Origin of the sequence: Streptantibioticus cattleyicolor NRRL 8057 = DSM 46488 (genome assembly GCF_000240165.1) — a bacterium.
In the GTDB taxonomy this organism is placed as follows: domain Bacteria; phylum Actinomycetota; class Actinomycetes; order Streptomycetales; family Streptomycetaceae; genus Streptantibioticus; species Streptantibioticus cattleyicolor.
This window is the reverse complement of the sequence record NC_017586.1, coordinates 2442197-2462958: the sequence shown is the minus strand read 5'-3', so window position 1 is coordinate 2462958 and position 20762 is coordinate 2442197. Positions and strand designations below refer to the sequence as shown.

Annotated in this window: 19 protein-coding genes; 8 read left to right on the top strand and 11 right to left on the bottom strand. The window is 73.5% G+C overall.

The window, feature by feature from the left end:
• From SCATT_RS10920 to SCATT_RS10905, 4 genes are all read right to left on the bottom strand, one after another.
• The gene (locus SCATT_RS10920; protein ID WP_014143082.1) at window positions 1-927 is read right to left on the bottom strand and encodes a DUF72 domain-containing protein; all 927 of its coding nucleotides are present in this window, start codon (window positions 925-927) and stop codon (window positions 1-3) included.
• A 190-nt stretch (window positions 928-1117) separates the two neighbouring features.
• A complete protein-coding gene (locus SCATT_RS10915) occupies window positions 1118-1327 on the bottom strand; it encodes a DUF397 domain-containing protein (protein ID WP_014143081.1) in 210 nt (69 codons plus the stop codon).
• A 208-nt stretch (window positions 1328-1535) separates the two neighbouring features.
• The gene (locus tag SCATT_RS10910) at window positions 1536-2393 is read right to left on the bottom strand and encodes a helix-turn-helix domain-containing protein (protein ID WP_014627841.1); all 858 of its coding nucleotides are present in this window, start codon (window positions 2391-2393) and stop codon (window positions 1536-1538) included.
• A gap of 201 nt (window positions 2394-2594) precedes the next feature.
• Window positions 2595-3290, bottom strand: coding sequence for a GOLPH3/VPS74 family protein (locus SCATT_RS10905; protein WP_014143079.1), 696 nt, complete (start codon window positions 3288-3290; stop codon window positions 2595-2597).
• A 277-nt stretch (window positions 3291-3567) separates the two neighbouring features.
• Between SCATT_RS10905 and SCATT_RS10900 the strand changes: the two genes are divergently transcribed.
• Complete coding sequence (locus SCATT_RS10900) at window positions 3568-5715, top strand: D-alanyl-D-alanine carboxypeptidase (RefSeq protein ID WP_014143078.1); 2148 nt, start codon at window positions 3568-3570, stop codon at window positions 5713-5715.
• A 37-nt stretch (window positions 5716-5752) separates the two neighbouring features.
• On the opposite strand, the gene SCATT_RS10895 is transcribed toward SCATT_RS10900, so the two are convergent.
• The 3 genes from SCATT_RS10895 to recQ form a co-directional block, all read right to left on the bottom strand.
• A complete protein-coding gene (locus tag SCATT_RS10895) occupies window positions 5753-6424 on the bottom strand; it encodes a rhomboid-like protein (RefSeq protein ID WP_014143077.1) in 672 nt (223 codons plus the stop codon).
• Between the two features lie 60 nt (window positions 6425-6484).
• On the bottom strand, window positions 6485-8140 hold the full coding sequence (gene pgi / locus SCATT_RS10890) for a glucose-6-phosphate isomerase (protein ID WP_014143076.1): 1656 nt from the start codon (window positions 8138-8140) through the stop codon (window positions 6485-6487).
• Window positions 8141-8347: 207 nt separating this feature from the next.
• Window positions 8348-10330 (bottom strand): DNA helicase RecQ, encoded by a 1983-nt coding sequence (gene recQ / locus SCATT_RS10885; RefSeq protein WP_078590689.1) that lies wholly within the window; start codon window positions 10328-10330, stop codon window positions 8348-8350.
• A 126-nt stretch (window positions 10331-10456) separates the two neighbouring features.
• Between recQ and SCATT_RS10880 the strand changes: the two genes are divergently transcribed.
• Genes SCATT_RS10880 through SCATT_RS10870 form a run of 3 tightly spaced genes read left to right on the top strand, consistent with a single transcriptional unit; the run spans window position 10457 to window position 12613 of the window.
• Entirely contained in the window at window positions 10457-10813 is a 357-nt protein-coding gene (locus tag SCATT_RS10880; protein ID WP_014143074.1) for a WXG100 family type VII secretion target, read from the top strand.
• Between the two features lie 10 nt (window positions 10814-10823).
• On the top strand, window positions 10824-11165 hold the full coding sequence (locus SCATT_RS10875; RefSeq protein ID WP_014143073.1) for a WXG100 family type VII secretion target: 342 nt from the start codon (window positions 10824-10826) through the stop codon (window positions 11163-11165).
• Window positions 11166-11224: 59 nt separating this feature from the next.
• A complete protein-coding gene (locus SCATT_RS10870) occupies window positions 11225-12613 on the top strand; it encodes an EsaB/YukD family protein (RefSeq protein WP_014143072.1) in 1389 nt (462 codons plus the stop codon).
• A 23-nt stretch (window positions 12614-12636) separates the two neighbouring features.
• Here the strand turns inward: SCATT_RS10870 and SCATT_RS10865 are convergent, their stop codons facing one another.
• Window positions 12637-13317: a response regulator transcription factor gene (locus SCATT_RS10865; RefSeq protein WP_014143071.1), complete on the bottom strand. Its 681-nt coding sequence runs from the start codon at window positions 13315-13317 to the stop codon at window positions 12637-12639.
• A gap of 911 nt (window positions 13318-14228) precedes the next feature.
• Here SCATT_RS10865 and SCATT_RS40295 point away from each other — a divergent pair.
• Window positions 14229-15245: a hypothetical protein gene (locus SCATT_RS40295; RefSeq protein ID WP_157894827.1), complete on the top strand. Its 1017-nt coding sequence runs from the start codon at window positions 14229-14231 to the stop codon at window positions 15243-15245.
• Entirely contained in the window at window positions 15242-17884 is a 2643-nt protein-coding gene (locus tag SCATT_RS10855; protein ID WP_014143069.1) for a right-handed parallel beta-helix repeat-containing protein, read from the top strand. Before SCATT_RS40295 ends, SCATT_RS10855 begins: the two co-directional genes overlap by 4 nt.
• 17 nt (window positions 17885-17901) lie before the next feature.
• Here the strand turns inward: SCATT_RS10855 and SCATT_RS10850 are convergent, their stop codons facing one another.
• A complete protein-coding gene (locus SCATT_RS10850; RefSeq protein WP_231905066.1) occupies window positions 17902-18111 on the bottom strand; it encodes a hypothetical protein in 210 nt (69 codons plus the stop codon).
• Window positions 18112-18118: 7 nt separating this feature from the next.
• Here SCATT_RS10850 and SCATT_RS40290 point away from each other — a divergent pair, with 7 nt between their 5' ends.
• Entirely contained in the window at window positions 18119-18253 is a 135-nt protein-coding gene (locus SCATT_RS40290) for a hypothetical protein (RefSeq protein ID WP_265736683.1), read from the top strand.
• On the opposite strand, the gene SCATT_RS10845 is transcribed toward SCATT_RS40290, so the two are convergent.
• The gene (locus SCATT_RS10845; protein WP_014143067.1) at window positions 18254-19129 is read right to left on the bottom strand and encodes a glycosyltransferase family 2 protein; all 876 of its coding nucleotides are present in this window, start codon (window positions 19127-19129) and stop codon (window positions 18254-18256) included.
• An 86-nt stretch (window positions 19130-19215) separates the two neighbouring features.
• Here SCATT_RS10845 and SCATT_RS10840 point away from each other — a divergent pair, with 86 nt between their 5' ends.
• Complete coding sequence (locus SCATT_RS10840; RefSeq protein WP_014143066.1) at window positions 19216-19914, top strand: LbetaH domain-containing protein; 699 nt, start codon at window positions 19216-19218, stop codon at window positions 19912-19914.
• A 56-nt stretch (window positions 19915-19970) separates the two neighbouring features.
• On the opposite strand, the gene SCATT_RS10835 is transcribed toward SCATT_RS10840, so the two are convergent.
• A complete protein-coding gene (locus SCATT_RS10835) occupies window positions 19971-20633 on the bottom strand; it encodes a hypothetical protein (RefSeq protein WP_014627835.1) in 663 nt (220 codons plus the stop codon).
• Window positions 20634-20762 lie beyond the last annotated feature (129 nt).

The following is a 20762-nucleotide window of genomic DNA, read 5'->3' as shown; positions in this document are numbered from 1 at the left end:
TCACCGCCTGGTGGCGGCTTCCACGGCCGCCCCGGACGGCGGCGCCACCCGCCCGGCCAGCAGCGCCTCCATCAGCGCCGCCGAGCGGACCGCGGCGTCCCCGCAGCAGTTGTTGAAGAGCACGTGGACCTGGTCGGCCCGGTCGGCGAGCCGGTGTACCGCGGGCAGCCAGGAGGCGAGTTCGGCCCGGGTGTACTCGTGCCGGAACCGGTCCTCCTTGCCGCCGTGCGCCCAGGCCGGGCTGCGGCCGTGGAAGCGGACCACGGCCAGCTCCGGCCGGGTGACCACGGCGGCCGGCGGCAACGAGTCGGGCAGCCCCTGCACGGTGTCCACGGCCACCGCGGTCATCCCCGCCCCGGCCAGCAACTCGGCGGTGTTTTCCCGGTGTTGCGGCGCCCACCAGTCGCGGTGCCGGAACTCCACGGCCACCGGCCACCCCTCGGTCCGCTGTCGGCACCGGGCCAGGAACGCCTCCGCGCGCGGCCCGGGCGCCAGCCACGGCGGGAACTGCAACAGCAGCGCGCCGAGCCGCCCGGCCTCCCGCAACGGCTCCAGCGCGCCCAGGTACCGCTGCCACAACTCCCCGGTCACCGCCGCCGGAACCTCCTGCGGACGCAGCCGGCGGTCCGGCGCCGCGCCCGGCGGACGCAACGCGGGCGGCAGCGCCGCGACCCGGGTCGGATGCCCGGTCAGCAGCGAGAAGGCCTTGACGTCGAAGACGAACCCGGCGGGTGTGCGCGCCACCCACAACCGGCTGTTGCGGACGCTCGGCAGCGCGTAGTACGTGGCGTCCACCTCGACGACCGGGAAGCGGGCGGCGTAGTGGCGCAGCCGGCTCTCCGGATCCCGGGCGGACGGCGGGTACCAGCCGCTGGCCGTCAGCGCCGGGTCGGTCCACGAGCAGGTTCCCACGAGGATGTCGTCCATGGCGCTCGGCTACCCGCCGGACGCCGGAACGTGCCCGGTGCCGAGGCGGGTTGGCCGGCCCGCTGCCGCCCGTCGATGACCACGGTTATCGCGGCCCCGGACACCGGCGAGCCCCCTCGGCCGGGACGGCGGACCAGTCGAGAGGGCTCCGGCGGACGTACGGTGCCCGCGGTGACGCGGGCGGGTCGGATCAGCCGCGGTCGAAGTCCCCGGCCTCAACGGCGGTGACGAACGCCGACCACGACGCGGGGGAGAAGGCGAGCGAAGGGCCCTGCGGGTCCTTGGAGTCGCGTACCGCCACCGTGTGCGTCGCGGGGGAGGCCACCTCGACGCAGGCGCCGTTGCCGCCCGAGTGCGACGACTTGGTCCACGCGTGCGTGCTGCCCAGCTTGATTCCCATGTTTCGGCTCCGGTCTGTGCGTAGGGCAAGTGCGCAGGCCATGGACGCGCCGCGTGCCATCGCCTGCCCCAGAAGACGGATTCGACGCTACTCGGCACCCGCGTGACGCCGTGGGCTCGTTCACTCGTACGGATGGCATATTCGCTATCAGCCCTGCACGCCCACCCGACCCAGGCGTACCATGCCCGGCCGTTCGGTGCGGGTCGGCTCAGTCGGTGTAGCCGTCGGCCACCTCGGCGATGAACTGCCGGGTCTGCTCGGCGCTGAGCGCCTGGGCCCGCAGATGCTCGTACATCATGCTGTAGGTGTGGACGTCGGTGTCCTTCTCCAGGTACAGGTCGCTGGTGACGCCCTCCAGGTAGACCACGCTGGCGTCGGTGGCGTCGGCGAACTCCAGGATGGTGAACTGCCCGTTGAGCCCCGGATGGGCGCCCGCAGCGAACGGCAGCAGCTGCACGGTGACGTTGGGCAGCGCGCCCAGCTCCAGCAGATGCGCCAGTTGCTCGCGCATCACGGCGTGGTTGCCCACCACCCGGCGCAGCGCCGCCTCGTCGACCACCGCCCACAGCCGCAGCGGCCCCGACTCGTCGAGGATCCGGTCCTGCCGCCGCAGCCGGACGTGCACCCGCTTGTCGACCTGCTCGCGGCCGGCCTCCGGCAGGCTGCCGGCGATCACCGCCTCGGCGTACCCCTTCGTCTGGAGCAGCCCAGGCACGATCTGCGGCTCGTACACCCGCAGTGACGCCGCGTCGGTCTCCAGCCCGATGTAGATGCTGTACGGCACGTCGCCGAACGCGTGCCACCAGCCCTGCTGCCGCGACTCCTTGGCCATCTGCATCAGCGACTCGACGATGCGCAGGTCCTCGACCCCGTAGACCCCGCACAGGTCGCGCACGTCCCGCTGGCTGATGCTGCGGCGGCCGTTCTCCAGCCGGCTGATCTTGGACTGGGAGACCAGCAGCCGGGCCGCCACCTCCTCCGCCGTCATCCCCTTCTGCTCGCGCAACTTCCGCAGTTCCGACCCCAGTCGGCGCCGCCTGACCGTGGGATTGACGTTGGACGCCACCGCACCGCACCTCCGAACAGGGACTGCTCTTGTACTACCGGTGTACTGCCGGTCAGCAGCGTGCCACTATCCGTCATCGCCGCGCTGGCGAATGGCCGCAATCGCCGCGCGGGGCGGCGGACCGGTACGTGACCGGTCCGCCGCCCCGCTCCGGGTACGACGTCTTTTCCGGGCCCCGCGGTGCGTACGGTCCCGGGGCGCTCAGCGCAGCCCGGCCCTGGCCATTCCCCGGCCGGCGCCGCGCGCCTGGGCGGGCGGACGGCGCGGTGGGACCGCGACCCCGTTCTGCACGTCCATCACGGCGTGCGCCACCAGGCCGCCCATTGGGTCGTACCTGATCAGATCGCGCAGCCGGGACCGCGACGAGCGGCCCTCGTTGCCGGGGTAGAGGTGCTTGCCGAGCCCCACGGCGTGGGCCAGCGCGGCCAGTGCCGCGGTCCGGGGGTCCGGCGGCACGCCGGTGCGGATCGCGCTGTCGAGCCGGGCCCGGATCTCCCGGCTGACCGCGCTGTCGGTCGCCTGGTACCGGGTGGTCGGCAGCACCCCGCACATCTGCCCGGGTACGGCGTGCACCATGTGGCACCGTTCGAGGTGCGCGAGGTACGTCTGGCGCAGCCCCAGCCGGGGCCCGCCGATCCAGTGGACCGCCCGTACCGGGCTGCCGCGCCGGCGCAGCAGCTCCAGCGCGCTGTCCAGGGTCGGATCTCCTGTCGGCCGTGGATGCACCACGGCGATACGATCCCCGTCCGGGGCTATCCGTCCCGCCAGCGCCAGCTCCACGAGCTGCGCTCCGGCAAGACCAAGGTCGAGCGACTGCGGCTGTGCCGTGGTCCCGGTGGCCGGGTCCAGGGCGAGCAGCAATAGCTCCTCCGGAATCGTTCTGCGGCTCCTGCCCATCCATGCCTCCCCGCGTGGATGAATGACAGGGTGACGCCTGCCACAGCGATGTGTCGAGAGTGCCTTTTCCATATCGGCGGGAACCGGTAGGTATGTCGTTCTCGTCTAGCGGGTGGGCGGCGGTACCGGAGGGGCGCGGCGCGGCCGGCGAAGCCCGGGTGGCGCCGTCGGCGGGTCTGGAGCCGGTCGCACGGCCGCCACAGGGGACACTGGTGTACGGGCAAACACGCGGGGCGCCACGGTACGGCGCCCTGCCTGATGTGTACGGGAGGTTTGGGTGGCGGGTGATTCCCCCGGCAAGGCGGGGCACCAGGAGTCGTTGGGGGAGACGACGGCACGGGCGGGGCTCACGAGCGATCCGCGCCTGGAGGTCACCCGCAAGGTGTCGGCAGTGGCGACGGCGGACGAATCTACGCCGGACGGCGTAGCGGCGTCCGGCGAAGGGCGTACGGCCGCCCCCGAGGAGGCTACGTCGCCGGACGTGCCCGCCACGAAGTCCGCCGCCGACGCCCCCGAGCCGTCGGCGGATCCGGCCCCGGCCGAGGACGCCGCCGACGACACCGGGAAGCCTTCGGCCCCGGAGCCGGCCAAGGACGAGGACGAGGACGGGGACGAGACCGCGGACGCCTCCGCGAAGCCCGCCACCCCGGCGGACGAACCGGCCGCGTCGAGCAAGCCCGAGGCCCCGGCGGACAAGGCGGACGCGTCGGAGACCCCCGCCGAGCCCGACCCCTCGTCGGACAAGCCGGCCGGGTTCGGGAAGGCCCCGGCACCCTGGGGCAAGGCGGCTGCCTCCGAGTCGTCCGCGCCCGCCAAGCCGGAGGCCCCGGCGACGGCGGACGTTCCGGCGAAGACGGAGGCCCCGGCGGCCAAGCCGGCCACCCCCGAGGGCAAGCCGGCCGCCCCCGCGCCGGCCGCGTCCGCCAAGGCGGAAGCCCCCGCCCCCAAGGCGGAGACTCCCGCCGCCAAGACGGAGACCCCCGCCAAGACCGGCTCCTCGTCGGACAAGTCGGCCGGGTTCGGGGCGGCTCCCGCGCCGTGGGGCAAGGCGACGGCGGAGGCCGCGGCGGCCTCGGAGAAGTCCTCCGGCACGGCGACCGCGCCGGAGGAACGCGAGCGCACCCGGCAGCAGCCGTTGCCCCCGGATCCGCTGAAGCTCCTCGCGGAGCTGACCAACACCCCGCCGCCGCCGGAAACGTTGCTGCGTACGGTCGTTCGGCGGGTGAAGATCTGGACGCCGCTGGTCGCCCTGCTGGTGATCGTCTTCTGCGTGGTGCAGGCCGTGCGCCCGTTGCCGACGCCGGAGCTGAAGCTGACCGCCACGCCGTCGTACACGATCCAGGGCGGCCCGTTCACGCCTCCGTGGCCGAGCGAGGGTCAGGCGGCGGTGGCGGTGGCGGGCCTCGGTGTGGTGGGCACGTACGGCGCCCAGAAGCCCGCGCCGACCGCCAGCATGGCCAAGACCATGACCGCCTACCTGGTGCTCCGCGACCACCCGCTCAAGGGCGACCAGCCCGGCCCGAAGATCACCGTGGACGACCAGGCGGACAAGGAGGCGCACAACGCCGACGAGTCCCGGGTGCCGGTGCACAAGGGCCAGCAGTTCACCGAGCACCAGATGCTCGAGATGCTGATGATCCCGTCCGGGAACAACGTCGCGCGGCTGCTGGGCCGTTGGGACTCCGGGACGGACGCGGCGTTCGTGAAGAAGATGAACGACACCGCCAAGCAGCTCGGCATGGCCGACACCACCTACACCGACCCCAGCGGCCTGGACGCCGGCACCCGCAGCACCGCGCTGGACCAGATCAAGCTGGCCCAGGCGGTCATGGGCGACGCGGTCTTCCGTGACGTGGTGGCGATGCCGCAGGCGGACATCCCGGGGCTGCCGGGGCGGATCTACAACAACAACAGCCTGCTCACCAAGATCACCGGCATGCTGGGCATCAAGACCGGCTCCAGCACCCCGGCCGGCGGCAACCTGCTGTGGGCCGCGCGGCGCACCATCGACGGCAAGCCGCAGCTGATCCTCGGCGCGGTGATGGGCCAGCAGAGCGGCTACTCGCCGGACGCCAGCCTCCAGAAGGCCATCGCGGCCAGCGAGAAGGTCATCACCCAGGTCCAGAGCGGTCTCACCTCCGCCCAGGTGATCAAGAAGGGCCAGGTCGTCGGGTACGTGGACGACGGCCTCGGCGGCCGGACGGCGGTGGTGGCCGGCGGCGACCTGTCGGCGGTCGGCTGGCCGGGGATGCGGGCCAAGCTGTCGCTCACCGCGAACGGTAAGGGCGTACCGCACCAGGCCAAGGCCGGCACCGCCATCGGCACGCTGAGCTTCGGCGCGGGCCCGGCCGCCACCCAGGTGCCCGCCGTCCTCCAGTCGGCCCTGAACGCGCCCGGGTTCTTCGACAAGCTGGGCAACTTCTGACGGCCCGCCGGACCGGGGCGACCCGGTCCGGCCCGCCTCAGCCGGCCGCGGTCCGATCGTCGGACCGCGGCCGTCGCGTTCCGTACCGCCGTGCCGACCACCGGGCCGCCGGGACGCAGGCCAGCCCCAGCAGCGCCGCGGTCAGATGGCCGACGCCTGTGAAGGTGCGGTCGGCGGCGAGCGCGAAGCCGTACACCCCCAGCAGGCACGCCAGGTATCCGTACCGCCACGGGCGCGGCAGCCGGTGGGTGAGCGCGCCCTGCACCCCGGCGAGCGCGTAGCTGACGCCGATGTCCCGGGTGAAGAGCGCCGAGTGGGGCGCGTACCCGGTGCGGACGGCCAGCAGTACCAGACCCTCGCTGAGGTAGGTGGCCCCCACGTGGGCGACGGCGGCGACGCCGAGCCAGCGCCAGGTGCCCAGCCAGCGCTCCACCGGGACGTGGAAGAGGTTGTAGAGCACGAAGTACAGCGGCCAGCCGCCGCCGTCCAGGTAGAGCGCGCTGGCCACCAGCACCCGCACCGGGGTTCTCCACAGGTTGTGGACGTTGGTGGAGCGGTGCTCCAGGAAACGGTCCCGGAAGCCCGGCGGGAAGTGGTGCACCAGACGTGTGGTGGCCAGCAGGACCGCCAGCCAGACGAAGGTGCCCGGGGCGGCCCGCAGATAGCGCCATGCCGCCCCCGGCGCGCGGCGCAGGATCGACCCGGTCATACCCGGGATTATCCGGCGGCCCGGCCCCCGTCGTGCCGGAGCCGGGCCGCCGGGACGCGCTCAGCGTCCGCGCAGCGTGCGGTAACGGCGCACCAGCGCCGCCGTCGAGCTGTCCAGCGCCTCGCCGCCGGTGCCGTCGGTCAGCACCGGCTCCAGGCGCTTGGCGAGCACCTTGCCCAGCTCCACGCCCCACTGGTCGAAGGAGTCGATGTCCCAGATCGCGCCCTGCACGAACACCTTGTGCTCGTAGAGGGCGACGAGCTGGCCGAGGACCGAGGGGGTCAGCTCCTTGGCCAGGATGGTGGTGGTCGGGTGGTTGCCGCGGAACGTCTTGTGCGCCACCAGGTCGGCCGGCACGCCCTCGGCGGCCACCTCCTCCGGGGTCTTGCCGAACGCCAGCGCCTGCGTCTGCGCGAAGAAGTTGGCCATCAGCAGGTCGTGCTGGCCGGCCAGCTCGCCGAGTTCGGCCACCGGCTCGGCGAAGCCGATGAAGTCCGCCGGGATCATCTTGGTGCCCTGGTGCAGCAACTGGTAGTACGCGTGCTGCCCGTTGGTGCCCGGGGTGCCCCACACCACCGGACCGGTCTGCCACTCCACCGGGTTGCCCTGGCGGTCCACCGACTTGCCGTTGGACTCCATGTCGAGCTGCTGGAGGTAGGCGGTGAAGCGGGACAGGTAGTGGCTGTAGGGGAGGACGGCGTGCGACTGGGCGTCCCAGAAGTTGCCGTACCAGACGCCGAGCAGGCCCAGCAGCAGCGGCGCGTTCTCCTCCGGCGGCGCGGTGCGGAAGTGCTCGTCGACCAGGTGGAAGCCGGCCAGCATCTCCCGGAAGTGGTCCGGGCCGATGGCGATCATCAGGGAGAGGCCGATGGCCGAGTCGTAGGAGTAACGGCCGCCGACCCAGTCCCAGAACTCGAACATGTTGTCCGGGTCGATGCCGAACTCGGTGACCTTCTCGGCGTTGGTGGAGAGCGCCACGAAGTGCTTGGCCACCGCCGCCTGGTCGCCGCCGAGCCGTTCCAGCAGCCAACGGCGGGCGGCCGTGGCGTTGGTGATGGTCTCCACGGTGGTGAACGTCTTGGAGGCGATGATGAACAGCGTCTCCTCGGCGTCCAGGTCGCGCACCGCCTCGTGCAGGTCGGCGCCGTCGACGTTGGAGACGAAACGGAACGTCATGTCCCGCCGGGTGTACGGGCGCAGCACCTCGTAGGCCATGGCCGGGCCCAGGTCGGAGCCGCCGATGCCGATGTTGACGACGTTGCGGATGCGCTTGCCGGTGTGGCCGGTCCAGTCGCCGCCGCGGACCCGCTCGGCGAAGACGCACATCTTGTTGAGCACCGAGTGCACCTTGGGCACCACGTTGTGGCCGTCCACCTCGACGACCACGTCGTGCGGGGAACGCAGCGCGGTGTGGAGCACGGCCCGGTCCTCGGTGATGTTGATCTTCTCGCCGTGGAACATCGCGTCCCGCAGCGCGGCCACCCCGCGGGCCTCGGCCAGCTCCCGCAGCAGCGCCAGCGTCTCGTCGGTCACCAGGTTCTTGGAGTAGTCGATGTGCAGGTCGCCGACGTCGAGGGTGTAGCGCGAACCCCGGTCGGGGTCGGCGGCGAACAGCTTCCGCAGATGGGTCCCGCCGAGTTCCCGGCGGTGTTTGCCGAGCGCCTCCCACTGCGGCAGCCGGTCCGGCCGGGTGAGGTCGGCAGTCGTCTCGGACATCGTTCGCTCCTCGTGGTTCGACCGGCCGATCGGGGCCGGTGAGGTTGTGCGGAGGCCGTCAGGTGTCACCCTACGTCCCGCGACGAAACGGGACGGAACCGGCACCCGATCACCGTCGTGCGCCGGACACCGGGACGTCACCGGTCACCCCGGCCCCGGACGGCACACCAGCACCAACACCGCACGGCCGCCGGATCTGCCGCCGCCTCACCAGTCGAGCGGCTCCTGCGCGTCCTCGTCGGGCGGCGGAACGTCCTCGTCGGCCGGCGGGGCGTCCTCCGCGCCGGCCCCGCCGTCCCCGGCGCCGGCCAGCAGGTCGAGGATGGGCTGCCCGTACTTGGCCAGCTTGTTCTCGCCGATGCCGCTGAGCGCGCCGAGGGCGGCCAGGGACTGCGGCCGGGTGGCGGCGATCTCCCGCAGCGTGGCGTCGTGGAAGATGACGTAGGCGGGGACGCCCTGCTCCTTGGCGGCCGCCGCCCGCCAGGCGCGCAGCTCCTGGAAGAGCTCCTGGGCCTGCGGCGGCAGGTCCTCGGCGACGGAGGCGGCCCGGCGCTGCTTGGCGGTGCGCTCCGCCTTCGCCGCCTTCGCCGCCCGCTGCGGATCACGGCGCAACGGCACCTGCCGGCCCCGGAAGAGCACCTCGTCGCCGGCCTCGGTCAGCGTCAGCACCCCGTACTCGCCCTTGACCGCCAGCAGCCGCTGGGCCAGCAGCTGACGGGCCACGCTGCGCCACTCCGCCTCGGTGAGGTCGTCGCCGACGCCGAAGACCTTCAGGGTGTCGTGGTCCTTCTGGATCACCTTGGCGGTCTTGCGGCCGAGCAGGATGTCGACGACGTGGCCGACCCCGAACTCGTCGTTGCGTTCCCGCTTCAACCGCCACACCGTCGACAGCAGCTTCTGCGCGGCCACCGTGCCGTCCCACGACTCCGGCGGGGTCAGACACGTGTCGCAGTTGCCGCACGGGGTGGACGACTGGCCGAAGTAGTCCAGCAGCTGCACGCGGCGGCAGCGGACCGTCTCGCACAGCGCCAGCATCGCGTCGAGGTGGGCGGCGAGCCGGCGGCGGTGGGCGTCGTCGCCCTCGGAGGTGTCGATCATCCGGCGCTGCTGCACCACGTCCTGATAGCCGTAGGCCAGCCAGGCGGTGGCGGGCAGCCCGTCGCGTCCGGCGCGGCCGGTCTCCTGGTAGTAGCCCTCGACCGACTTGGGCAGGTCGAGGTGGGCCACGAAACGCACGTCGGGCTTGTCGATGCCCATCCCGAACGCGATGGTGGCCACCATCACCAGGCCGTCCTCGCGCAGGAACCGCGACTGGTGCTCGGCGCGGGTGCGCGCGTCCAGCCCCGCGTGGTACGGCAGCGCCTCGACGCCCTTGCCCGCCAGGTATTCGGCGGTCTTCTCCACCGAGGCGCGGGAGAGGCAGTAGACGATGCCCGCGTCGCCGGGGTGCTCGGTGCGCAGCAGGTCGAGCAACTGGCGCTTGGGGTCGTTCTTGGCGGTGATGCGGTACTGGATGTTGGGGCGGTCGAAGCTCGCCACGAAGTGCCGGGCGCCGGTCAGCTCCAGCCGGGTGGCGATCTCCCGGCGGGTGGCGTCGGTGGCGGTGGCGGTCAGCGCGATCCGGGGGACGTCCGGCCACCGCTGGTGGAGCAGCGACAGCTCCAGGTAGTCGCGGCGGAAGTCGTGGCCCCACTGCGCCACGCAGTGCGCCTCGTCGATGGCGAAGAGCGACACCTTGCCGCCGTCCAGCAGCCGCAGCGTCGACTCGCTGCGCAGCCGCTCCGGCGCCAGGTAGAGCAGATCCAGCTCACCGGCGGTGAACTCGGCCTCCACCAGCCGCCGTTCGTCCAGGTCCTGCGTGGAGTTGAGGAAACCGGCCCGTACCCCCAGCGCCCGCAGCGCGTCCACCTGGTCCTGCATGAGCGCGATCAGTGGGGAGATCACCACGCCCACGCCGTCCCGCACCAGCGCCGGGATCTGGTAGCACAGCGACTTGCCGCCGCCGGTGGGCATCAGCACCAGCGCGTCGCCGCCGCCGACCACATGGTCCACGATCGCCTGCTGCTCGCCGCGGAACGCCTCGTAGCCGAAGACGCGGCGCAGCACCTCCGCGGCCCGGCCACCCCCGGTCGCCATCTCGTCACCCACGGCCACCCCGGGTCCGTTCGCCACGCCAGTCACCCGTCCCATGGTAGGGGTGCGCCCGGACACCGGACGCCGGAGCGGGCGGGCGGGACATCCGAAAAGGGGACTGCCCGACGACTCGCCGCCCCTGCCAGGCTGGCCACGCGTGACAGGTGGCGAAAGGGCGAGCGGATGACGACGAACGACGTGACCGGCGGCACCGGGATGTCCGGCTTCCAGGTCACCCCCGAGTACGTGCGCGAGGCGGCCACCTCCTGCGACACCACGGCCGAGCTGGTCAAGGAACAGCTCGACGCGCTCAAGGCGTACGTGCAGTCCCTGGAGGACGTCTGGCACGGCGTGGCCCACAACACGTTCCAGATCTACATGCAGGAGTACGACCTCTACGCCAACATGCTCCACCAGGCGCTCACCGGCATCGCCTCGGGGCTGCGTGGCACGCACGTCAACTACGAGCAGTCGGAGCAGTCGGCCCTGGACGGCATCCGCAAGCTCCAGGGCGAGCTCGCCCCGGCCAGGCTGAGCTGAGGAGTCCGCCGTGACCGACATCGAGAGCAACCCCATCATGGTCCGGTCGGAGCTGGGCTCCGCCGGACCCACCATCGACAAGATGGCCGGCGAGATCGCAGGCGAGCTGCACCAGCTCATCGTCAAGCTCCAGCCGCTCGCCGAGACCTGGATCAACAGCCAGGCGTCCTCCTACTACGAGGGCCTCCAGCAGGAGTGGAACACCGCCGCCGAGGGCCTGTTCGGCCCGGACGGGGTGCTCGGCCAGATCGCGGTGGCCATGAACGTCAACTTCCAGAACTACTCCGAGGCCGAGTGGGCCAACATGCGCACCTGGGCGCACGGCGCACCGGGCGGCGGCCACCACGGCTGACCCGGGCCGGGCCGCGGCGCGAGCGTAGAAGAGCAGAAGAGAGGACACGACAGCCCGCCATGGCAGACGATCACTGCCGGATCACCGTGGTCGGCGAACGGCGCAAGGTGGACCTCGCGGTCCCCGCCCACGCCCCCATCATGGACTACGTGGGCGAACTGGCCGCGTTGTGCGCCCAGGAGGAGAACGACGTCCTCCCCGCCGCCTGGTCGCTGGCCGCCTCCGCCACCGGGCCGTTCGCCCCCGAACGCTCCCTCGCCGAACTGGGCGTCGTCGACGGCCAGGTGCTCCACCTGCGCGACGTACTGGAGGGCGAGTACGACGAGCCCACGGTGCTGGACGTGGCCGAGCAGGTCACCGAGGTCTCCGGCAGGCTGCTGGACCGGCGGTGGGACGCCGCGGCCCGCACCGCGGCGGTGCTCGCCACCGGTGTGGTGTGGCTGGTCGCCGCCGTGCTGGTGCCCGCGCTGCGGCACGGGGTGACCCCGCGGCTGACCGGCGCGGCCGGCGTGGTCACCGGCGTGGTGCTGCCGTTCCTCGCCTGGACCGCCCGGGAACGGCGCTGGCCGCTGGCGGCCCCGCTGCGGGTGGCGCTCGCGCTGACCGCCGTGCCGTGCTTCGCCGCCGGGGCCTGGGGGCTGACCGTGGCGCAGTGGGGCGACGGCCCGGTGGCCGGCCTCGGCGGGGCCACGCCCACCGTGCCGGCCGTCGCGGTCGGCGTGCTGCTCGGCGCGTTCGTCGGATACGCCGCCGCGTCCGGGGTCACCACCTTCGCGGTGCTCGTCGGCGGTGCCGTGGCGGCCGTGACGGCGGGTGCCCTGGCGGTGGCGCGGGCGGACGCCGTCGAGTGCGCCACGGTGGTGGCCGTCCTCGCGTTCGCGCTGCTCACCGTGGCCCCCTCGATGGTCGGCCGGATGGTCGCGGTGGCCTTCCGGCGCGGCTCACGGAGCGGGACGGACGGCGGCGCCGACGACGAGGTGGGGGCCGCGGTACGGACCGCGATGGCGCTGCTCACCGTGTGGGGCACCGCCTTGTCCCTGGCGCTGGCGGTCTCGCTGGCGCTGCTGGCCGCCGCCCGCTCGCCGTACGCGGCGGGGATGGCGGGCTGCCTGAGCGTGGCGCTGCTGCTGCGGGCCGGTGCGGCCAAGGTGGTCGTCGAAGTCGTCCCGGTCGCGCTGGCCGGGGCGGTGGGGGTGTTCACGCTGGCCACCGTGGGGCTGCCCGGGCTGACCGGAACCGGCTGGCCGGGGCAGGCCGTGGCGTCGGCGGTCGGCCTGGTGCTGGTCGCCTACGGGTTCCGCCGTTCGATGCGCCGCGAGACGCCCGCCTCCGCCCGGCCCGAGTGGTTCGGCACCCTGGGCGCGGTGGTCGGCGCGTTGAGCGTGCCGCTGATGCTCGCCGGGTTCGGCGTCTTCGGACAACTGGTCGGCGTGGGGGCGCACCTGTGAACGGGGCGCCGCGGCAGGGCCGTTCACCCCACGGTGCCGGACACCGGGGCGGGTACGGCGGTGCGCCGCTCACCGCAGCGCAGCAGGCCGAGTTCGATGGCGGTGCGGGTCAGGTCGGCCTTGTTGCCGACGTCGAGCTTGGAGCGGATGCGCTTGACGTAGGTGCTCACGGTCGCCTCGGTGAGCCCCATCCGGCGCGCGATCTGACCGTGCGTCAGGCCGTCGGCGAGCCAGCGCAGCGTCTCCAGCTCGCGGCGGGCCAGCACGCGCGGCTCGGGGCGGGCCGGACGGTTCAGCTCGGCGTGCAGCCGCGGCGCCAGCTCCGGCGAGACGTGGTAGCCCCCCGCGCCCACCGTCCGTACCGCGACGAGCAGTTCACGCACCGAGATCTCCTTGGTGACGCACCCCAGGGCACCGGCCCGGATGGTGTCCAGCACCGAAAAGGACCCCGGGAAGTCGTGCATCACCAGCACCTTGCCGTGCCCGGCCAGTTCGGCCACCGACTCCCGCGGCTCCTCCGCGCAGTCCCGTGGCGGCCCGTACAGGATGACGTCCGGCCGCTCCCCGGCCCCCTGGAACTCCCCGCGATCGGTGACCGCGCTCACCACCACGTGCCGCGGATCCGCGGAAAGCACCCGCTCAAGACCGTGCCGCACCAGGCTCTGCGCTTCGATGATCGCTATGTACGAGATGGTTCCGGACATACCAGCTCTGCCTCTCCCCTCCACACCGCCTGCCCCGTGGGCGAACAGTATGCATGATGTGTATAGCCGCCAAGTGGCCCGCCGTCCAAGGCCGGAGAGGTTGATCCGCAACTGTTGCCGAAGAATTGACTTCTCGTCACGCACCAGATGGTTGCGTGATGAATTTTTCCTCTCCGGGTAATTCCCGGAACGGGCATTGAGTGCGTTTCCAACGCCGTGGCGACACCCTCGGCGGAACGTGACATGGGGAGAGCGCGTTGGCACAGCAAGGAACCCCCGAGGAGGCCGAGCGGCCGACCCCGGCGAACGACACGACCCACCCCGCCGCGGGCGGGAGCCCCGCCCAGGAAGGGCGGGACGGCGCTGCGGCGCCGGGCGGCACGAGCGACGTGCCCGCGCCGGGCGGCGCGGGCCGGCCCCCCGCACAGGCCGGCAGGGCCGGGCGTGGCGGCGTTCCGGTGCCGGACGGCCACAGCGGCACGCCGGCGTCGGACGGCACGAACGACGCGTCCGCGCCGGGCGGACGGGGCGGGGTCCCGGCCGAGGGCACCAAGTCGCTTGACGTGGCGCGGAGTTGGCGGGACGGTGCGCCCGTAGCGGGCGGCAAGGGCGGACCGTCCGACCCGGCCCGTACCCCGTCCCCGTCCCGCGAGGGCGGCACCTCGGTCCAGGGTGGTCCCAGCGGCGCCTCCGCACCGGGCGGTGAGGGCGGGGCCAACGGCCCGGGCCGGCGGGGCGGCGCCCCGGCGCCGAGCGGCCGGGGCGGTAACGGCGGTACGCCCACGTCGGGCGGCGACGGCGGCACGTCCACCCCGGGCGCTCGGCCGGAGGGCTCCGACTCCACTCCCGGCCCGCGCATCTTCGCCCGCCCGACCGCCGGGGGCGGCGCCGGGGGGAGCGGGGCCGGGCCCATGCCGGACGAGGACCGGCACGGGTTCGTGGCGGCGTTCGTGGGGGGCGTGCGGCGCGAGGGGGACCGCGGGGGTTCCGGCAAGCGTCTGCTGGCCGTCGCCGCGGGCGTGGTGGCCGCCGTCGCCCTCGGTGCCGTGGTCGTCGGCGCCCTCGGCACCCGGGGCGCCGCCGCCGACGGCACCAAGCACACCGAGGCCACCGCCGCCAAGGCGAACCCCTCCGCCCCCGCCGGACGCCCCGGCGCCCCCGGCACCACCGCCCCCGGCCACCCCGGCCACCCCGGCCGGCCCGGCGGCACTCAGGACCTCGGGAACTTCGGCGGCGGCGCGACCACCCCCAACGCCCCTGCCCAAGGCGGCACTTCGGACGCCAAGCACGCACCCGGGGCCGGTTCCGGCGCCGGTACCTCCACCGCGCCCGACGACCCCGCCGGCTCCGGCGCCACCAACACCGTCCGCCACGACAGCCTGGTCAAGCAGGTCACCTACTCGGCCGTCGCCGGCTACGGCTGCACGGACTCCTCGACCCACTTCTACGCCAAGGACGCCGACTTCGGCCAGGGCACCTCCGGCTGGCTCAGGTCGAGCACCGGCGGCTACGGCGGCTGCGGCGACGGAACGTACCTCGCCGAGCCGATGTCCGGCAGCAACGGCTCGTACGACCACTCGCAGGGCGTGCTGTGGCGTTTCCGCTACAGCTCCCAGCCGTCCGCCGCGATGTGCCGGGTCTCCGTCTACGTCCCCGACAACTCCGACATCAAGTACGTCGGCGGCAACCCCACCCACTACTTCCTCTACGGCGACGACTACACCTTCGGCAGGGACGTCCAGCCCATCGGCGACTTCACGATCTCCCAGGTGGCCAACCGCGGCGGCTGGGTCACCCCGGACGCCTTCGAGGTCACCAGCGGCACGGTCGTGCTGACCATGGTCAACACCGGGGTCGACTACACCTCCGCCACCCGGCACGCGCACCACGCCGCCGCCCCCGTCCGGCTCTCCTGCACCCAGGCATGAGCGGCCGTCCGCTACGGGTGGCCGCCCGGGGCTGGGGGGCCCACCGCACCATCGGCTCGGCGGTCCGCGCCGCCGAGCCCGGTGCCGTCATCTCCGTGACCCCGGGCACCTACCCCGAGAACGTCGTGCTCGACCGGGACGTGGTGCTGGTGGCCGAGAAGGGCCCCGGCACCGTACTCCTCGCCGCCACCCGCGGCACCACCCTCACCGTGCCCGGCGGCGCCCCGCGGCTGAAGGACGTCACCATCCGCGCCGCCGCCCCCGGCGCCCCCGCGGTCAGTGTCACCGGCGGCACCGCCGACCTCGACACCTGCGAGTTCACCGGCGGCCATCTGCACATCGCCGGGGACGCCGCCCCCACCCTGCGCGACTGCGTGGTCCGCGACGCCCCCGGCCCCGGCATCCTCGTCGAACACGGCGCCCGCCCCCGGGCCACCGCCGTACGCGTGGACGGCGCCGGCGGCGACGGCCTGCTGCTGCGCGGCACCGCCCAAGGCGCCTACCAGGACTGCGAGTTCATCGGTTGCGCCGGATCCGGCGTACGGGTCACCGAGGCGGCCCGCCCGGTGCTGCGCTCCTGCCGCGTCGACGGCGCCGGGGAGGCCGGGATCGTCCTCACCGACACCGCCGGCCGCCCCCTGGCCGACGACGACACCGCCCCGGACCCCGACGACCCCCAGGGCAGCGGCTCGCCCGACTCCGCCGCCGACGGCGTCCTGCTGCACGGCTGCGAGATCACCGGCACCACCGGCCCCGGCATCGCCGCCACCGGATCCGCCCGGCTGACGCTGGCCCGGGCCAAGGTCACCCGCACCACCGGCGCCGGGATCGTCCTGACCGGCCAGGCCCGGCTCCGTGGCGACCACGTCACCGTCTCCGACGCCGCCGACACCGGCCTGGCGCTGGGCGGCCGGGCCCACGCCGACGTCCGCGGCGGCACCGTCACCCGCTGCCGCGGCAACGGCGTCCACCTCACCGACGACGCCCGCCTCACCCTCACCGACGTCTCCGTCACCGAGACCGCCTTCACCGCGCTCCACCTGTCCGGCACCGCCGAGGCGGTCGTGCGCCACTGCGACCTGCGCGGCACCCCGCAGCACGGCGTCCGGGTCACCGGCCACGCCCACGCCACCGTCGAGGACAGCCGTATCGAGGCCGCCGGGCAGTGCGGCATCTGCGTGGACGGCGGCGACCTCGCCGCCCGGCGCACCGTGATCGCCAAGTCCGGCACCGGGATCCGGCTGGACACCGCCCACCGCCCGCTGATCGAGGACTGCCGGATCGAAGGCGCCTCCGGCACCGGCATCGACCTGGCCGCCGACACCACCGCCCTGGTCACCACCACCCGGGTGGCCGGCACCGGCTCGGCCGGCGTCTTCGTCGGCGAACGCGGCGCCCCGTTCCTCGACGACTGCCACATCGACGACACCGAGGGCAGCGGCCTGGTGATCTGGACCGGCGCCCGCCCCCGAGCCCACGCCGTGCGCATCGCCCGCACCCGCAAGAACGGCCTGTACGCCGCCGACGGCGCCCACGGGCTGCTGGAGGGGTGCGAACTGACCGCCACCGGCTACCCTGCCGTCTACGCCGGTGCCGGGGCCGACCCGGTGCTGCGCGGCTGCCGGATCCACGACACCGACGAGGACCTCAAGGCCGCCGACGACGCCGCCCCGGTCTTCGAGCACTGCCGGATCGAACGGGTGGCGGTCAGCACCGTCCCGGACGCCGGAACGGGCCCGGTGCCCGTCACCGCGGGCGGCACCGCGGGTGCCACCGCAGCCCCCGCCGCCCTTCCCGCGAGCGCCCCGGAAAGCGTTCCGGAAACCCTCGACAACCTGCTCGCCGAACTCGACGCCCTGGTCGGCCTCGCCCGCGTCAAACAGGACGTCGGCACCCTGGTCACCCTCATGCGACTCGTCCGCCGCCGCACCGAGGCCGGACTCCCGCCGCCCCCGCTCAGCCGCCACCTGGTCTTCGCCGGCAACAGCGGCACCGGCAAGACCACCGTCGCCCGCCTCTACGGCCGCATCCTCGCCGCCCTCGGACTGCTCAGCAGCGGCCACCTGGTCGAGACCGACCGCGGCGCCCTCGTCGGCGAGTACGTCGGCCACACCGCGCCCAAGACCACCGCGGTCTTCCGGCGGGCCCTGGGCGGCGTGCTCTTCATCGACGAGGCCTACGCTCTGGTGCCCCGCGGTCAAAGCTCCGACTTCGGCCAGGAGGCCATCTCCACCCTGGTCAAACTGATGGAGGACCACCGCGACGACGTGGTCGTCATCGTCGCCGGCTACCCCGACGACATGTCCCGCTTCATCGACGCCAACCCCGGCCTCGCCTCCCGCTTCACCCGCACCCTCTACTTCGACGACTACGAACCCGCCGAACTCGTCGGCATCGTCGCCGCCCAGGCCACCCGCCACCGCTACGAACTCGCCGAGGAGACCCGCACCGCGCTGGCCGGCTACTTCCTGACCGTCGAACGCGACGAACGCTTCGGCAACGGCCGCAGCGCCCGCCAACTCTTCCAGCGCATGACCGAACGCCACGCCCGCCGCCTCGGCGACCTCCCCGACCCCACCACCCGCGACCTCGTCCTCCTCCTCCCCCAGGACGTCCCGGAGCCGCCCGGCAGCCCGTGAGAAACCCCCGCCCCGGTTCAGCCGAGAGCGCCGACACGCCGGACGAACGCGCGGACCCCGGGCAGGGTCCGGTCGTGCCGCATCAGTCCGGCGGCCATCGTGCGGACGGACTCGCGGCGGACTTCCTGGGGCGCGGCTCTCTCGGCGGCCAGCAGCGCGCGGTAGCAGTGGTCGGGTGCGGGTACGCGCCGCTGCGGCCGATGGCCGTGTACGCCATACGCGGCCACCCACCGCATGGAATCGGTGCTCGGCCGGCAACCGGCCGTGACGGTCGAGGAGGGGGTGGCGCGGTACGCGAACTGGCTGGAGCACACCCCCGAGGCGATCCCGGCCTGGTTGAGGGCGGAGAGCGAGGCGGCGACGGCCTGATCAGACGATCGGCGGACGGCCCAGGCGGGTCATCCGCCACACCGTGGTCCACCGCATCGGCCGACGCGGCGGGCACGGAGTGCGCAGGCCCTCGGCGAACCCGCCGAACCAGGCCCGCAAGCCCGTCGCCGACCGGGTGCGGGCCACCGTCAACGCGATCCACAGGCCCAGGTAGACGGGGACGAGCGGGGCGGGGAGGTGCCGTTTGGCGAGCCACACCCGGTTGCGGGCGACCATGCGGTGGAAGACCGCATGCCGCGTCGGCGAGGTCCACGGATGCCGCAGCACCAACTCCGGCTCGTACCGCACCTTCCAGCCCGCGTCCAACGCGCGCCAGGCCAGATCGGTCTCCTCATGGGCGTAGAAGAAGGGCTCGGGCCAGTCGCCGGTCTCCTCCAGCATCCGCATCGACAGCGCGTGGCCGCCGCCGAGGAACGTCGTCACCAACCCGCCGCGCATCGGATCCGCGGCGCGCAGGCGCGGAACGTGCCGGCGCTGGGTGCGGCCCCGCTCGTCGGCGATGCGGAAGCTCACGACGCCCAGTCTCGGGTCGGACCCGTACAGCTCCACGAGTCGGGTGAAGACGTCCGGGCTGATCAGCAGCCCGTCGTCATCGAGGTCCACCACCACATCGACGTCCCCGAAGTCCCTCAGCGCGGCCAGAGCGGCGTTACGGCCGCCGGAGACGCCCAGGTTCTCCGGCAGCTCGACGCCGGTCACCCGATCGGGGAGGGCCGGCAGCGGTGAGCCGTTGCCGACCACCACCACCCGCGCCGCTGCCGTGTCCTGCTGAGCGACCGACTCCAGCAGGGCGGCCAGCTCGGCGGGGCGCGTGCCCATGGTCAGGACGGCGACGCCAACGCGCGGGTGACGCACGGATGAACTCCGTTCCTCGGGTCCGGTGCCGGTGATGCTAACCGCCCTGGGCACCGGCCACCGACCACACACGGAAAGGCCCCTTCATGTCCACCATCCGCCTCGGCGACTACCTCGGCGTCCCCACCGACGGGATGCTCGACGACACCCCGTACGCGCAACTGGAGACAACTGAGCTGGCCGGCTTCCTCGCAGCATGGGCCGACTGGCACCGCCAGGCCCTCGCCCGGCTTCCGCAGCGGATCCATCCCACAGCCCGGATCCACCCGACCGCGGTCATCGGCGACGACGTGATCATCGGCCCGCACGTACGCGTGTGGGAGTTCTCCACCGTCCGCGCCGGCTCCGTGCTGTGCGCCGGGGTCTCGGTCGGCTTCAACTGCGAGGTCACCTGGTCGTTCCTCGGCGAGCGGACGATCCTCGGCCACCGCATCGGTATCAACCGCACCCTCGTCGGAGCCGATGCCCACCTGTCCGCGAACCTGACGGTCGCGGCCATCAGCATGTGGAGCCCCCGCATGAGCGCCCCCGAGCGGGAGATCGTCCTGCGCACCCCCGGCGGGCTCCATCGCTGCGGCACACCGCGGTTCGGCGCCCTCATCGGAGACCGGGTCCAGACCGGCAACGGCATCAGCCTGGGCCCCGGGGTCGCTCTCGGCCGCGACTGCCGTGTCGCCGGCGGCGTCACCCTGGCGGGACGCGCCGTCCCCGACCACAGCGTCGTCACCGCCCCGCACACCGCCGACGTCCACGTACGCCGGCGCCGCGCGCCCGGCAGCCCGTGAGAAACCCCCGCCGGGCCCCGAGGGGGGCCGGGTCCCGGCGGGGGCGTTCGGGGGGGCTATTTCTTCAGGGGGTTGGGCGGTGGGTCGGGGAAGAAGGATTCCTGGTCGGCGTGGGCGTAGAGCTGCCCGGCGCGGTTGAGCATGGCGACGAAGCGGCCGGTGTTCTCGATGGCGTCCGCGATCTCGCGCAGGACGGCCATCATCGCCGGGTTCATGTACGCGGCGTACTCGTTGGCCGCGTCCCGGATCGGCTGGTCGGGGCCGGGCGGGACCGCGTTCACGTGCCGTGTGCCCTGGCTGGGCGCGAAGAACTCGTCGTGTGCTTCCTCGCCGCCCTGGGTGGCCTGCTGGCCGAAGACCTCGCCGCCGTTGATGTCGTTGGCCACCCGTTGGCGTACCGACTCGTAGGCGGAGATCGCGGTGCGCTCGGCGCCGAGCATGGTGTTCTCGGCGTCGCGGATGCCGCCGAGGTCGACGCTGAATGCGTTGTGGTCGGGGGCCGAGGCGGAGGAGGAGCCGCCTGCCGGGGCGGGGCCGAGGTCGCCGGTGATCGCCGGGGCGTCGCCCCACATCACCGCCAGGACGGGGTCGGCCACGGGTTGTGGCGGGTCGCCCTTCGCACCGTCCCCGTCGCCGCCCGCGCCGGGGCCGTCCTTGCTGTCGTCGCGCGGCGGGCCGTGTTTGGCGTCGTGCGGTGTGGTGTGGGGTGTCGGGCTCACCGGGATGCTCCGTTCCCGCGCGGGGCGCGCGGCCACCGAGGGCAGGGCTCGGGGCTCATCCTCGCCGCGTCCGGTGGCGTGCGCCATGTCCCAGTTCGGGGGACGGGGCACCGGCGCGAAGAGGGGAAT